This window comes from Bacillus sp. AK124 (assembly GCF_053903085.1).
In genome coordinates this window covers 1342985-1356144 of record NZ_CP096378.1, presented here as the reverse complement: position 1 = coordinate 1356144, position 13160 = coordinate 1342985, and the positions used below count along the sequence as shown (strand labels likewise).

17 protein-coding genes and 1 other annotated feature are annotated in these 13160 nt (G+C 46.9%); of the genes, 2 read left to right on the top strand and 15 right to left on the bottom strand.

All coding sequences use genetic code 11. The annotated features are described in order from the left end of the window. Window positions 1-89: 89 nt before the first annotated feature. The 5 genes from rpmA to M1E06_RS06790 all read right to left on the bottom strand — a co-directional run bounded on the left by rpmA (window position 90) and on the right by M1E06_RS06790 (window position 2858). On the bottom strand, window positions 90-371 hold the full coding sequence (rpmA, locus tag M1E06_RS06810) for a 50S ribosomal protein L27 (protein WP_003184023.1): 282 nt from the start codon (window positions 369-371) through the stop codon (window positions 90-92). A 12-nt stretch (window positions 372-383) separates the two neighbouring features. Then, window positions 384-725, bottom strand: a complete 342-nt coding sequence (locus tag M1E06_RS06805) for a ribosomal-processing cysteine protease Prp (protein WP_035338334.1) — start codon at window positions 723-725, stop codon at window positions 384-386. A gap of 12 nt (window positions 726-737) precedes the next feature. Beyond that, the gene (gene rplU / locus M1E06_RS06800) at window positions 738-1046 is read right to left on the bottom strand and encodes a 50S ribosomal protein L21 (protein WP_035338332.1); all 309 of its coding nucleotides are present in this window, start codon (window positions 1044-1046) and stop codon (window positions 738-740) included. Between the two features lie 12 nt (window positions 1047-1058). Beyond that, window positions 1059-1133: a sequence feature (ribosomal protein L21 leader region), on the bottom strand. A gap of 74 nt (window positions 1134-1207) precedes the next feature. Continuing rightward, window positions 1208-2074 (bottom strand): M50 family metallopeptidase, encoded by an 867-nt coding sequence (locus M1E06_RS06795; RefSeq protein ID WP_035338329.1) that lies wholly within the window; start codon window positions 2072-2074, stop codon window positions 1208-1210. After that, window positions 2067-2858: a peptidoglycan DD-metalloendopeptidase family protein gene (locus M1E06_RS06790; RefSeq protein WP_035338323.1), complete on the bottom strand. Its 792-nt coding sequence runs from the start codon at window positions 2856-2858 to the stop codon at window positions 2067-2069. Before M1E06_RS06790 ends, M1E06_RS06795 begins: the two co-directional genes overlap by 8 nt. Before the next feature lie 145 nt (window positions 2859-3003). On the opposite strand from M1E06_RS06790, the gene M1E06_RS06785 reads away from it, so the two are divergent. Both M1E06_RS06785 and M1E06_RS06780 read left to right on the top strand, forming a co-directional pair. Next, on the top strand, window positions 3004-3435 hold the full coding sequence (locus M1E06_RS06785; protein ID WP_035338321.1) for an SRPBCC family protein: 432 nt from the start codon (window positions 3004-3006) through the stop codon (window positions 3433-3435). Further along, a complete protein-coding gene (locus tag M1E06_RS06780) occupies window positions 3432-3755 on the top strand; it encodes an ArsR/SmtB family transcription factor (RefSeq protein WP_035338319.1) in 324 nt (107 codons plus the stop codon). The genes M1E06_RS06785 and M1E06_RS06780 overlap by 4 nt, the downstream gene beginning before the upstream one ends. A 46-nt stretch (window positions 3756-3801) precedes the next feature. Here the strand turns inward: M1E06_RS06780 and minD are convergent, their stop codons facing one another. From minD to M1E06_RS06730, 10 genes are all read right to left on the bottom strand, one after another. Then, window positions 3802-4608, bottom strand: coding sequence for a septum site-determining protein MinD (gene minD, locus M1E06_RS06775; protein WP_020452447.1), 807 nt, complete (start codon window positions 4606-4608; stop codon window positions 3802-3804). A gap of 2 nt (window positions 4609-4610) precedes the next feature. Beyond that, window positions 4611-5291 carry a septum site-determining protein MinC gene (gene minC / locus M1E06_RS06770; RefSeq protein WP_023855422.1) on the bottom strand — a complete coding sequence of 227 codons (681 nt, stop codon included), beginning with the start codon at window positions 5289-5291 and terminating at the stop codon, window positions 4611-4613. 53 nt (window positions 5292-5344) lie between these two features. Beyond that, window positions 5345-5863, bottom strand: coding sequence for a rod shape-determining protein MreD (mreD, locus tag M1E06_RS06765; RefSeq protein ID WP_020452449.1), 519 nt, complete (start codon window positions 5861-5863; stop codon window positions 5345-5347). After that, window positions 5860-6768 (bottom strand): rod shape-determining protein MreC, encoded by a 909-nt coding sequence (gene mreC / locus M1E06_RS06760; RefSeq protein WP_017474373.1) that lies wholly within the window; start codon window positions 6766-6768, stop codon window positions 5860-5862. The genes mreD and mreC overlap by 4 nt, the downstream gene beginning before the upstream one ends. A gap of 30 nt (window positions 6769-6798) precedes the next feature. Further along, the gene (locus tag M1E06_RS06755; RefSeq protein ID WP_003184042.1) at window positions 6799-7809 is read right to left on the bottom strand and encodes a rod shape-determining protein; all 1011 of its coding nucleotides are present in this window, start codon (window positions 7807-7809) and stop codon (window positions 6799-6801) included. A gap of 87 nt (window positions 7810-7896) precedes the next feature. After that, a complete protein-coding gene (gene radC / locus M1E06_RS06750; RefSeq protein ID WP_020452451.1) occupies window positions 7897-8571 on the bottom strand; it encodes a RadC family protein in 675 nt (224 codons plus the stop codon). An 11-nt stretch (window positions 8572-8582) separates the two neighbouring features. Next, window positions 8583-9197 (bottom strand): Maf family protein, encoded by a 615-nt coding sequence (locus tag M1E06_RS06745; protein ID WP_051967039.1) that lies wholly within the window; start codon window positions 9195-9197, stop codon window positions 8583-8585. A gap of 440 nt (window positions 9198-9637) precedes the next feature. Then, the gene (locus M1E06_RS06740; protein WP_035338237.1) at window positions 9638-10678 is read right to left on the bottom strand and encodes an SPOR domain-containing protein; all 1041 of its coding nucleotides are present in this window, start codon (window positions 10676-10678) and stop codon (window positions 9638-9640) included. 204 nt (window positions 10679-10882) lie between these two features. Then, a complete protein-coding gene (locus tag M1E06_RS06735) occupies window positions 10883-11632 on the bottom strand; it encodes a prepilin peptidase (RefSeq protein ID WP_035339331.1) in 750 nt (249 codons plus the stop codon). A gap of 150 nt (window positions 11633-11782) precedes the next feature. Beyond that, entirely contained in the window at window positions 11783-13081 is a 1299-nt protein-coding gene (locus M1E06_RS06730; RefSeq protein ID WP_302052753.1) for a bifunctional folylpolyglutamate synthase/dihydrofolate synthase, read from the bottom strand. Between the last annotated feature and the right edge of the window lie 79 nt (window positions 13082-13160).

The window sequence follows — 13160 nt, the reverse complement described above, 5'->3', positions numbered from 1 at the left end:
TGTCCAGGGGGCGGGAAGGTGTTTTTAAGCAAGTCACGATGCTGTATGTAAAAAACTCCGGTCAGAACGACCGGAGTTTCGTTTAAAGGTTAGGCTACAGGATATACGCTCACTTTTTTGCGGTTACGGCCGAAACGTTCGAATTTAACAGTTCCGTCGACTTTTGCATATAGAGTGTCATCTCCGCCGCGCCCAACGTTTTCACCTGGATAGATTTTTGTTCCGCGCTGACGATAAAGGATGGAACCGCCAGATACGAATTGACCGTCTGCACGTTTAGCACCTAGGCGCTTCGCCTCAGAGTCACGTCCGTTCTTCGTTGAACCTACTCCTTTTTTAGATGCAAAAAACTGAAGATCTAATCTTAGCATGTAGCTCACCTCCTATATTCTGTTCGTCGTTACTTTTAAGTAACCTTTGTAGTCTCGTTCGATCGTTTCAAGGGAGACGATCATGCCTTCGAGAAGGAGCTGCGCCTTTTCAAAAGCCTCCCGATCCGTACCGTCCGGGAATCCGAAAGATAAAAATCCGCCGTCTTCCCCGAGGTCAATGACCGGCTCAATGCCCGTCAGCTTCATGACGGCATTAACAGCTCCAAAGGCGACCGCCGATGCCCCTGCACAAACGAGATCCTGACCATGTTCAGCAAAATTCGCATGTCCCGACATTTCAAAGCCTAAGATGTCTTTGTTCGATCGGGCTCTGGTAACCTTTGCATGAATCATATCATACACGCCTTAAGCGTTGATTTTTTCGATTACAACTTTAGTGTAAGGTTGACGATGACCTTGTTTTTTATGTTGGTTTTTCTTCGGCTTGTACTTAAATACGGTAATTTTTTTCGCGCGGCCTTGTTTTTCAACTTTGCCTGTTACCGTAGCGCCTTCAACCGTAGGGCTGCCAACTTTAACATTTTCACCGCCGACAAACAATACGTTGTCAAAAGTAACTGTTTCGCCGGCTTCAGCAGTAAGCTTTTCGACGTATACAGTTTGGCCTTCTTCAACTTTGATTTGTTTTCCGCCTGTTTGAATAATTGCGTACATCTCTGCACCTCCTAATAAACTAAGACTCGCCAGTCACAGGGGGCTAAGAAAGCACTTAACACCTGTGCTGAGCGGTTGTAGCACGGGTGCTACATCCATAACATTAAAAAATATACCAGAAAAGAGCTCGAGTGTCAATGTCTTTTAGAAGATGGATATCGTCAATAAACCAAAAGCAGATCTTCCATTGAGGAAGTCGTGCGCTTGTCTGTAAAATAAGCGTGGAGAACTTCGTTTTCATCAAGCTGGCTCAGTTTTTGTCCGTCCTTCTCAATAATGATCGGGTGTTTGCAGCCTCTTTTAAACAGAAGCATGACCTCATAAATCCGCTGTTCGGCGCACACCGTGATCGGGGCGAGGCGTCGCACTTCCCTCTCCTTTCCGTAATAGCGCTCAAGCAAAAAACGGATATGGGCGTAATGGCGATTGCGATATTCCTGGTAAAGAGATGCAGCCAAAAATACGAGGAGCACCCAAGCGCTCAGCTGTGACGGGGAAACCAACAGAATCGCCGCGATTAAAACAGTACAGCAAAAGCACGACACAGCCAGCATCATCCGCTGTGCTTTCTGATACGGAAGGTGTTTTGAAAACAGCAAAAACAGCAGCTTCCCGCCGTCAAGCGGCCAAACCGGAAATAGATTAATCAAGAGGATGGTCAGATTGTAAAAGGTAAACATTTCAAATATATGAGGGCTGACGAGCGAATTGACCGCCAAAAGCCAGGCTGCAAATTGAAGCCAAATATGCTGAACAGGTCCCGCGGCGATGACGGCCAGCTCTTCCTTTAACGGTCTGTTGCCATGTTCATCGACTTCAAGCGTTCCTCCAAAAGGCAGCAGAAAAATGCCTTTAATTCTCCATGAAAAATAAACGGCAGCAGCAGCGTGGCCAAGCTCGTGAATCAAAATAACGATCATTAAACAAAACAGCGCTTTAATATGTCCTGTCATGATACCGATCGCCATGACAAGCCACAGCAGCGGGTGAATGTGAAGCTTGGTGAAGAGCTCCGTCCATTTATTCAAATGTGATCACCTGTATCGGATCAACAAATTCCTCTCCTTGTTTGATCGCAAAGTAATAGACGCCTTTTTGATTTTTATCCTGCTTAATCGTTCCGAGCTTCGTTCCTTTATCTATAAAATCGTATAAAGCGACATCCGCTTTTTTCAGCTGGCCGTAGTAGGTATAGCTGTTGTCCGCATGCTGCAAAACCACCGTCAGGCCCGTTTCCGGATTTTTGTCCACTTCAATGACATAGCCTTCCTTCATACTGCGGATCGTTTCGTCTTCTGTTTCTACCTTAATGCCCTGGCCTGAGAATTTCTCCTGAACCTTTCCCATGGCAGGAACAGCGAGATCCTGATTCACCTCGACCTGGCCGGATGGTTTGTCGCCTTTCGGCTGAAAGAATGCGAGGGGATCGCCAAACTTGGATTCATACCAATTCTGGAGGGCCGCGAATTGGAACTCTTCAGTAAACACCTGGCTGATGACTGGCTTGATTTGGTTTGCGGGTTCAAACTGGCCTTTGTAGGCAATGGCGGACACAAGGACAAGACATGCCGACAGAAGACATTTCATGATGAGCGCATCCGCTTTGACAAGCGGGTGCTTCCCGTTTATCAGCAGGGAGCTTCCCTCAGGCGGAGGGAAGTCTCCGGCCTTTTCATCTTCCGAAAAGGCTGTCCATGCAGGCGGCTTGACCGGCAGCTTTTTGCCGTCTGACGAAAAGGGCTGTTTGTCCTGCGTCTTCCGCTTTCTTTTCCTGGCCATTCTTTTTCGAATCTCATCTGCTCTATGACTCATAACCCTCATCCTTTACATTCAGGTTCGTTTGTTCAATGATATGTCTTGTCCCAGGGGATTATGACGGTATATTGACATAAAACCAAAAGGTTTCATATAATAGATAGGAAACCTTTTGGTTTTACTTTTTTCTAGGAGGTCTATTATGAGCAATCAACAAGTGCCTGATATACATAAACAGGCTGTTTTTCACGCATCGATAGAAAAAGTGTGGGAAGCTGTCGCCACCAGCGAAGGCATCGCCGCCTGGTTTATGCCAAATGATTTCCGTCCGGAGATCGGCTGTGAATTCACCTTGCAGTCTCCGTTCGGCCCCTCCCCGTGCAAAGTGATCGAGCTTGAAGCGCCGCATCGACTCGCTTTCAGCTGGGATACGTCTGGATGGATCGTCACATTTGAATTGAAAAAGCTGTCTGCAGAAAAAACCGAATTTACCCTGATTCATTCAGGATGGGGCGCGCCGGAAGAAACGGTTTCAAAAGCGGGAGAAAAACAAGCGGATGTCCGCAATCGGATGAATGGCGGCTGGGAAGCGATCGTCAATCAAAAGCTGCGTCAGGCAGTGGAAGGCTCGTGACATCCTCGGCCGTAAAACATGATGTGTTCCAAGCCGTTTCAGATCCCTCACGGCGAAAGATGCTGAAGCTCCTCGCCGGCAGGGAATTGCCTGTAACAGATATCAGCAATCATTTCCCGATGAGCCGGACGGCTGTTTCAAAGCATCTTAGAATTTTGTCAGAAGCCGGGCTTGTCAGCGGGAGAAAAGCGGGCAGAGAAAAACTGTACAGGCTTCATCCCGAACCTCTCGCGGAGCTGCAGCAGTGGCTCGCCTACTTCGACATGTATTGGGACAATAAGCTTTCCTTGTTAAAGCACAAAGTCGAAAACGATCAATGAAACTGCAAAAAAAGCAATCTCGCTTTGGAGATTGCTTTTTTGCAAGTTAAGCGCGTACGCCGAAAAATGATTTAATCTTTGCGAAAACGCCTTTATTTTCTTCTTCAAACGACTGTAAAGGCACAGATTCGCCCAGCACGCGGCGGGCGATGTTCCGGTATGCGATTGAAGCTTTATTGTTCGGATCCATGACGACAGGCTCCCCGTTATTGGAAGCTTTAATCACTTCGTCATCATCCGCAACAATACCGATCAGTTCGATCGACAAGTGCTGAATGACTTCATCAACATCCAGCGTATCGCCGTTTTTCATTAGGTGGTTGCGGATCCGGTTGACGACAAGTCTCGGCGGCTCAATATTTTCTTCTTTTTCAAGCAGGCCGATGATCCGGTCGGCGTCACGAACAGCGGAGATTTCCGGTGTCGTTACGACAATCGCTTTGTCAGCGCCCGAGACCGCATTTTTATAACCTTGCTCAATCCCTGCAGGGCAGTCGATGACAATGTAGTCGAAGTCTTGTTTGAGCTGCTGGACAAGCTTGACCATCTGCTCGGGAAGAACAGCCGACTTATCGCTTGTCTGGGCGGCCGGGAGCAAATAAAGCAAATCATCGAAGCGTTTATCTTTCACAAGCGCCTGATGGATTTTGCATCGCTCCTCAACGACATCTACCAAGTCATATATGATTCTATTTTCAAGGCCCATGACAACATCAAGATTGCGCAGGCCGATATCCGTGTCAACGAGACATACCCGTTTTCCCAAAATGGCCAAGGCGGTGCCAAGATTTGCGGATGTCGTCGTTTTGCCTACTCCGCCTTTCCCCGAGGTTATTACGATAGCTTCACCCAATTTTACATTCCTCCCTCAAGCCTTGTTAAACTAGGTCTTAAATGAGCTAATTGCTGAAGGCGGTCAATGACCATATTCTCATTTTCATCTAAATAAGCACATTCCATGTCGTTCCCTTCTTGGATGTGGTCTGGGGAGCGATTGAGCACATGATTGATACGCAATTGAGTCGGTCTCATATCCGAAGCCGCAATAACAGCTCGTTTATTTCCATTAAAACCGGCGTGGGCAATCCCTCTTAATGAGCCGAGAATGAAAATATTCCCTCCGGCCTTCACCATTCCTCCCGGATTCACATCCCCAATCAGAAGCAAATCACCCTCCGTTTCAAGGACTTGCCCTGAACGGACAATTTTAGCGACAGAAATAATTTCGCTTTCCGCTTTTAAACGGTTTGCTTCATCTTTGGTCATGACTTCACTTTCAATGGAGTGGATGAACAGATTTTGTTTCTCAGTGATCACATCGGTCAGGATCTGTTCTTGCTCCTCTGTCACATAACGGTGGCCGAGCTTAACGAGCACACTGATTTTCTGGCCTTTTCCATCCATATAATGTTCGAGTGACAGCATATCCTGAAGACCGTACAATAATTCTTCAAAAGAGCATGTGTCATCAAGATGAAGCGTCAATCCATTTTTCGTTCCTTTAATTGTTACGTATTGCTGCTTTTGGGTCTTCACGGTGTTCACCTCAACATCATACTCTTTTCGACATCGGCTCATAAAATCCTCTTTTACTCATTCCTCAGCTCTTTCTTAAGACTGGTAAAAAACCATTTGAACGGGTAAATGAGCAAAAGGCCGCCAACAGCGTTCAGCCCAAGCGTAGGCAGGAGCCTGCCGAGCACAAATTGATGGAACGGCATGATTTCCGGACGTATCAGCATCTGCACGCCATATTGGTAGAATTCAAGAACACAGACGGCGAGCAGCGAAATAAAAATGACGACCAGCGCGTTTGTCTGCAATACTTTGAATGCTTTTGACGATAAATAGCAAATACCGGCAAAACCGAACATATATACACCTAAAAGGTCGGTGTAATTAATATCATATAACAATCCGAAAATAAATCCATATGTAATGGCAAAAGGCTGATTGACATAAGCCGTCATAAAAACTAAGACAAGCAGCAGAAAACGCGGGATGAGCTGCTGTTCTTCCGTCACAAAAGGCAGGTTGACAAAATCCGCATAGACGCTGTCAGATACTAAAACAAACATCATAACGACGGGAAGAAGGAAGCGTTTCACGAACCTTCCTCCTCATCGTCCATCTTGTCGACATCCACCGTATCAAGCGTTCTGTCGACGACGATGACGTTATCAAGGTTATACATATCGGCCGCCGGCTCTACATAAGCGATTTTCGTCAAGCCGTAGGAATCGGGTTCAACTTCTGTCACTTTTCCGATCGTCAGGCCTTTCGGAAAAACGCCGCCCGCGCCGGAAGTTTCGACGAGGTCTCCTTTTTTCACTTCCCTGTCTTCATCAGGCTCAATGATTTCCATTGACAGCGCCTTTTTCTCGGAGTCGTAGCCGTTGATGATTCCGTTGACCGTTTTCTTGCCTTTATTTGCAGCGATAACCGTAGAAATTCTGTTGTTTCTGTCTGTTGCGCTTAAAAGCTGGACGGTGGAAGTGAAATTGTTCACTTTTGTGCTTTTGATTTTTCCGATCAAGTTGCCGTTTTCATCTGTGACCGCCATATCCTTTTCGACGCCGTGCTTAGAACCTTTGTTAATCGTGATCAGGTTCCACCACTCATACTTATCGGGATTTCTGGCGATAACGGTCGCCAGAATCGGCGTGTAGTCTTTAATTGATTTCAAATGGCCGAGCTCTTTTCTTAAAGACTTATTTTCATTTTCAAGCTCTTGCAGCTTTGCCTCGTATTGCGTCTGGCCGTCGAGCTTTTTCCGCAGGCGCTCATTTTCGCTGTACGTATTTTTTAAGTCTTCGATATTTTCAAAGAAGCCCGCAAAAAATTGAGCGGGCGTATGAAAAATCGTTTGGAATACACCAGTTGTATCGCCAATAAATTTTTCGGGCCAAGTTGCATTCCGGTCATTCTTTAACGAAAATCCAATCATTGCCACTAAAATGATGATACAAAGGAGTAAAAGCATCAACCGTTTATTCGTAAAAAACTGCGGCATGATTATACACCTCTTCTATTCCCTGTGTCCTTAATTTTTGCCTTTAAATAGATGAATTTGCTCGAGAGCTTTACCTGTTCCGATCGCTACACAGTCAAGAGGGTCTTCCGCAATTAAAACCGGCATTTTCGTTTCTTCGCTGATGACTTTGTCCAAGTGGCGCAGCAGCGCACCGCCTCCCGTCAGGACAATTCCGCGGTCCATAATATCAGCCGCGAGTTCAGGCGGAGTTTTTTCAAGCGTATTTTTTACGGCATCGACAATTGCAGTCACAGTGTCGCGAAGCGCCGCTGTAATTTCTTTTTCAGTGATTTCAATCGTTTTCGGCAGACCTGTTAAAAGATCGCGGCCGCGGATTTCCATGCTTTCTCCGTTTTCAGAAGCTTCGGCAGAACCGATTTCAAGTTTGATCGCTTCCGCAGTACGGTCACCGATCATCAAGTTATATGTTTTTCTAATATAAGTAATGATTGCTTCATCCATTTCATCACCGGCAACGCGGATAGACTGGGATGTGACGATGCCGCCGAGGGAAATAATCGCGACTTCGGTCGTTCCGCCGCCGATGTCGACCACCATACTTCCAGTCGGTTCCCAAACAGGAAGATTGGCTCCGATCGCCGCTGCAAACGGTTCTTCAATCGGATATGCATCTCTCGCCCCGGCCTGGCGCGTCGCGTCGATAACCGCACGCTGCTCAACCGCCGTAATTCCCGACGGAACACAAACCATGACATACGGCTTTCTCGCAAATAAGCCTTTGTTTTTAACAGCTTTGCTAATATAATGTTTCATCATTGTCGCTGTTGTTTCATAATCAGCGATTACGCCATCTTTCATCGGGCGGAGGGCGACGACATTGCCGGGCGTACGTCCGATCATGTTTTTCGCATCGTTTCCGACTGCAACGATCTGCTTTGTATCTGTTTGCAGCGCAACGACGGAAGGCTCCCTGACGACAATTCCTTTACCTTTCACAAAAACAAGCGTATTCGCCGTTCCTAAATCTATTCCAAGGTCTCTCGCACCAATTCCAAACATTTGTATGTATCTTCCTTTCTTAAAACAATATTCCTAAGCAAAAACCCATAAATTCTATTATAGCTTAATTTAATGAAAAAAAAAGTGTTACAAATATCCTTTTTCTTTTAAGCTCACAAATTTTTGATCACCGATGATGATATGATCGAGCAATTCGATTCCAAGCAGCTGTCCGGACTCGTGAAGGCGCTGTGTAACTTCTATGTCTTCGCGGCTTGGAGCCGGATCTCCGGACGGATGATTGTGGACGCAGATGAATGAGGCTGCGGAGCGCTTTAAAGCTTCCTTAAACACTTCCCTCGGATGGACGATTGAAGAGTTCAAGCTTCCTATAAAAATTGTGCGCTTGTGGATCACCTGGTTTTTCGTGTTCAGATACAGGCATACGAAGTGCTCCTGAGACAGAAAGCGCATATCCCCCATTAAAAAATTGGCCGCATCTTCGGGGAAACGGATCACATAACGGTCTTTGCAGGCAAGGCTGTGAATGCGCCGGCCAAGTTCGAGCGCCGCCAAAATCTGCACGGCTTTGGCGCGGCCGATCCCGGAAATGCTTGAAAGCTCCTCAGCGGATGCTTCTTTTAACAAACGGAGGCCGTCAAACGTTTGAAGCAGCCGGCTTGAAAGCTGAAGAACCGATTCTTTTTTCGTCCCGGTCCTGAGCAGTATCGCGAGCAGTTCATGGTTTGACAAACTTTCGGCGCCTGTGTTGAGAAGGCGCTCCCGCGGCCTTTCTTCATCAGGAAAATCCTTTAATTTCAATGGCAGATCGCTTATGATAAACCCTCCCTTTTGATTCCCTTCTCGTTCGGTTCATCAAAAGGAGTGAAGTCAAACGTTTTCAGCATTCTCATCGTTTTGGAAATCGGAAGACCCACAACTGTATAATAGTCACCCTTTATCTGTTTGACAAAAAGCGCGCCTTTTCCTTGTATTCCGTATGAACCGGCTTTATCAAACGGCTCTCCCGTAGCGATGTAAGCGCTGATTTCCTTTTCTTCAAGAGGCCAAAAAGAGACTTCGGTTTCTTCAAAAAATGTTTCGCATCTCTCGCCGTCCTTAATGCAGACGCCGGTGAGCACTGAATGGGTCTGTCCCGAAAGCATGCTCAGCATCCTTTTTGCATCTTCGGCATCTTTGGGCTTGCCTAAATAAGCCCCGTCATAAAGAACGATAGTGTCGGCGCCAAGGACGACGGCATCAGGATATTGTTCGGCTACTGCACGCACTTTTTGTTCCGCCAACCATTTGACGTTTTCTGCTGGTGAAAAGTTTCGAATTAATTTTTCTTCCGCGTTGCTCGTAACGATGCTGTACGGAATCTGCAGGAGATCGAGGAGTTCCTTTCTGCGGGGTGATTGTGAAGCCAATATGAGCTGTCGGGTCATAAGAAGACATCCTTTCAAAGGTTTTTGCATAGGAAAAAAAGATACCTGTTTTATCCTACCAAAAGAACGCCGCCGCCACAATTTCAGAAAAGTAACTTTTTAATGACAAAAATCGTGAAAATAAAAAAACCAGCGCATCTGATATGCTCCCCTAAAAGTAGACAGATGAAAAAAAATCTGTTTACTTTGGGGGAGTTTTTTCATGGCTGGGAAATGGTACACGATAGAAGAAAAACTGAACATTCTTTTAGAATGTGATCAGGAAATGCTTCGGTAAGAGATTGCGGACAAGTATGGTGTTCACGTTTTACAATCACGATTGTCTACAAGAAAAACTAAACGGCCTCAGCCCGGCGGAATACAGGGCTAAAGCTGTCTAGTGTGTTTTCGTTATTTCCACTGTCTACTTGACAGGGGGGCAGTTCACCTCTGCCGGTTTTTTATTTTATTTGGCTCAGCAATAGCTGCTGGCTTTTCCAGCCGTTGGCTGCGGTCGGTTTCTCCAGCAGGTTGACCGCTTCCAGTATGCTCTTCTTTACCTCGTCAGATTCTCCTTTTGATTTGGCGCCGTCAAGTTCAGCTTTGACATCAGCTATGTTTTGAGATGTAACCTCCGCGCCGAGAATCGCTTTTGCCGACAGCTCAGCCGCTTCTTTAAAAGGCTCCAGCAAACCGGGCTCGAGTGCAACCGGAAGCTCTTTTCCGCCCCACGCTTCAAAATCGTTTTCAATTAATATTTTGCCAAGTTCAGATGTCATCTGCTTTTCACCCGTTATTCCGGCGATCACATAAAACCCGTCGTCCTTGGCAATCGAAACTGCGGCATACCCCTTGTCTGCGATTTGAGAGGCCAGCGTCTCCGCTCCTTCTTTAGATGAAAACTTGCCGGCTTGAACGGCAAAGCTGTTAAAAGATTCTCCCGCTTGTCCGCTATTTTTTTCTCCGCTCTTTTTCTCATCGACATCGGAGTCACCGGCTTTAACCGTCTGCCCGTTTTCCGCATCCGCACCCAGGCTGCCGGATGCCGGCACTCCTTCTTTATGGGTTGCGAGATTCAGCGCGAACAGCCCGAGTCCCGTGCCGAGCAAAACAGCAAAGATAATGGTCGCAGCAAAGCGCTTCACAGGATACGTAAGGGACGTTTTCGTTTTTCGGTTGTTTTTGTTTTTGGCTTCATTTTTCTTTTGATAAGGCTTCACCACTTTAGGGTCATCTTTGTAGACGGTTTCTTCTTCATCTGGAGGAGTCCATGTAAATTCACTTGTTTCAGGTGTGCCGTCCTCTTTTGAAGCCGATATTTCCCGTTCTGCCTTTCTCTTTTCTTCCCAGTTCGAAAAGGTGAACTTCTTTTCTTCATTTCTGTTGGAAAACTCTTTTTCATTTCCGTAGATGGTCTCTTCTTTGCCGTTGATCATCACTTTGAGCGGGTCTTCCTGGGGCGCTTTTTTAGCTGAGTTTTTCTTGCTTTTCCTTTTTTTCATGTGCTTCCCTCGCTTTCCGTTTATTGTTTTATATTAAGATTAGGCGGCAGTTTGGCCGCTCTCTATACGATCGGCAGAGGGAAGCCAGAAGGAAGGAGGAGTTCTCCCAAAGGCTGTCCCTCTTATTGTCCACACTTTATCACAGCCTCAAAAAAAAAGAACAAGACTTTTGTCGTCTTGCCCAAAAAGGTTTCGTCAAATTTTTCACCACCGTGCCATTTGAAGGTACCACTCGATCATTGGATTGCCATAAAAACAGCTTATCAGCGTCCCGATCAGAATCGCGGGAGCAAACGGCATAGGTTCATTTTTCTTGAGCTTGCCTGCCAGCAGCGCAATAAGACCAAGCACCGTTCCCGCGGCTGCCGAAAGGAAAAAAGCGAGAATGAGGAGGCGGCTGCCGAGCGCCATGCCGAGCACCGCAAACAGCTTTACGTCCCCCCAGCCGATCCCTCCTTTCGTCAAAAGCAGCGTCAAGAGCGGAAGCATACCGCCGGCAAACGCACCGCTCAAACCGGAATGCCACGGCTCAAGGGGAACAAGAAACCGTCCGACAGCAAAGACAATCAGGAAAAAACAAAGAACAGCATCCGGAATGACCATATGTGTCACATCAGATACAAAGACGATCAAAAGCAGGGAAATAAGAGCAAGCACAATCACCAGCTCCCCCTGGTGCCCAACGTGCATGCCGGCAAACGCAAACAGGATGGCGGCGGAGAGCTCAACTGCCGGATACACGATCGATATCGGGGTTTGACACCCCCTGCACCTCCCCCGCTGCATCAAATAGGACAAAACAGGTATCAGCTCCGAGAGGCCCAGCTTTCTTTTGCAAGCCCGGCAGAGGGAACGCGGAGCAATCAATGATATCTTTTCAGGAATGCGGCGCCCGGCCGAACTAAAAAAGGAACCGAGCACTAACCCCGCCGTAAAAAGGTAAAAGATGAACATCACGATCAGCCTCACAATCAAATTTAACCGCTTCATGGGAAAGAGCGGATTCCTGAGGCTGTTATTTTAGCAAATATGAAGCGCCTCCGCTTTTCATAAAACATAAAAATGCGCTGTCAGCCGATGGCCAAAAGCGCATTTTTATGTTTTTTATTCAGTTAAAGCTGCCCTGACGGCGGAAATAAAGTAAAGCGACCCGGTAACAACGACCACCGCTTTTTCATCTTCAGCTTGTTCTTTGATATAGCGGAAAACAGAGCCGATGTCTTCATCACATGTTTTATGATCAGCGGTACTTTGCTCAAACAGCTTATGAGCGGATTCCGCTCTCGGAAAATCAAAAGATGTGAAGTGAATCGATGACGCAAACGACTCGATTTTGCGGATCATGTCTCTGTACGGCTTATCTTTGAGGGCGCTGAAGCATACGTGAATATTCCGCCCGCCGAAGTGGGACGTGATCGTCTCGGCCAGCCGCTCTACCCCTTCTTTGTTATGAGCGCCGTCGATATAAACGAGAGGCCTGTTCAATACCTTCTCAAACCGGCCGGGCCATCCCGCCTTATGAATGCCGCGTTTCAGCTCTTCTTCGCCGATGGCCGCATGTTTTTCGGCTGTCAGCCATTCGGCCGCAAGTATGGCCAAAGACGCGTTTTGCCGCTGATGGGTTCCGATCAGGCTTGTTTCAATTCTTTCATAACGATGTAACGGTGTTTTCAGTGAAAACTGTTCTCCATCGGACAGTGAACGCTCTCCGTACAGCTCGCAATCCTCATGAAGGGATATAAAAGCAGATTCTGTCTCCATCGCCTTTCGTTTTATCACTTCAGCTGCTTCACGCTGATGAACGGCTGTGATAACAGGAACGGCGTGTTTGATGATCCCCGCCTTTTCTGCGGCAATCTCTTTCAGCGTACCGCCTAATATCGCCGTATGGTCATGACCGATCGAAGTGATGACCGTTAACATCGGCTTCACAACGTTTGTCGAATCCAAACGGCCGCCTAATCCCGTTTCAAAAATAACAAAATCGGTGCTCCGGTATTTAGCAAAATATAAAAATGCGCATGCCGTAATAATTTCAAATTCGGTGGCGGCTCCGAATTCGGTTTTTTCAAGCTCAAGGACGAGAGGCCCGACTTCATTAAAGAGCGCCGTCCATTCGTCGTCTGAGATCGGTGCGCCGTCAACGCTGATCCGTTCGTTAAAGGTAATGATATACGGTGATGTGAAGGTGCCTGCTGTATAACCGGCTTCATTTAATACCGTACGGAGAAAAGCGATCGTTGAACCTTTTCCGTTTGTTCCGGCGACATGAATCGCATTGAGCTTTTTCTCGGGGTGTCCGAGCTTTCTCAGCAGCCATTCCATTCGTTCCAAACCCGGCTTCACACCGAATTTAAGCCTTCCGTTAATCCAGCTGAGTGCTTCATCAAACGTTTTGAACAAGCGCATTCCTTCCCTTCAATTGATGAAGGTGTTTTCCAGCACCTTTAGAAAGACCTGGAAAACACCTCCTTTTTTCGTG

Coding starts and splice junctions, on each gene's coding strand:
- rpmA (WP_003184023.1), bottom strand. CDS start 371: ATGCTAAGATTAGATCTTCAGTTTTTTGCATCTAAAAAAGGAGTAGGT.
- M1E06_RS06805 (WP_035338334.1), bottom strand. CDS start 725: ATGATTCATGCAAAGGTTACCAGAGCCCGATCGAACAAAGACATCTTA.
- rplU (WP_035338332.1), bottom strand. CDS start 1,046: ATGTACGCAATTATTCAAACAGGCGGAAAACAAATCAAAGTTGAAGAA.
- M1E06_RS06790 (WP_035338323.1), bottom strand. CDS start 2,858: ATGAGTCATAGAGCAGATGAGATTCGAAAAAGAATGGCCAGGAAAAGA.
- M1E06_RS06785 (WP_035338321.1), top strand. CDS start 3,004: ATGAGCAATCAACAAGTGCCTGATATACATAAACAGGCTGTTTTTCAC.
- mreC (WP_017474373.1), bottom strand. CDS start 6,768: ATGCCGCAGTTTTTTACGAATAAACGGTTGATGCTTTTACTCCTTTGT.
- M1E06_RS06755 (WP_003184042.1), bottom strand. CDS start 7,809: ATGTTTGGAATTGGTGCGAGAGACCTTGGAATAGATTTAGGAACGGCG.
- M1E06_RS06745 (WP_051967039.1), bottom strand. CDS start 9,197: ATGACCCGACAGCTCATATTGGCTTCACAATCACCCCGCAGAAAGGAA.
- M1E06_RS06740 (WP_035338237.1), bottom strand. CDS start 10,678: ATGAAAAAAAGGAAAAGCAAGAAAAACTCAGCTAAAAAAGCGCCCCAG.
- M1E06_RS06735 (WP_035339331.1), bottom strand. CDS start 11,632: ATGTTCATCTTTTACCTTTTTACGGCGGGGTTAGTGCTCGGTTCCTTT.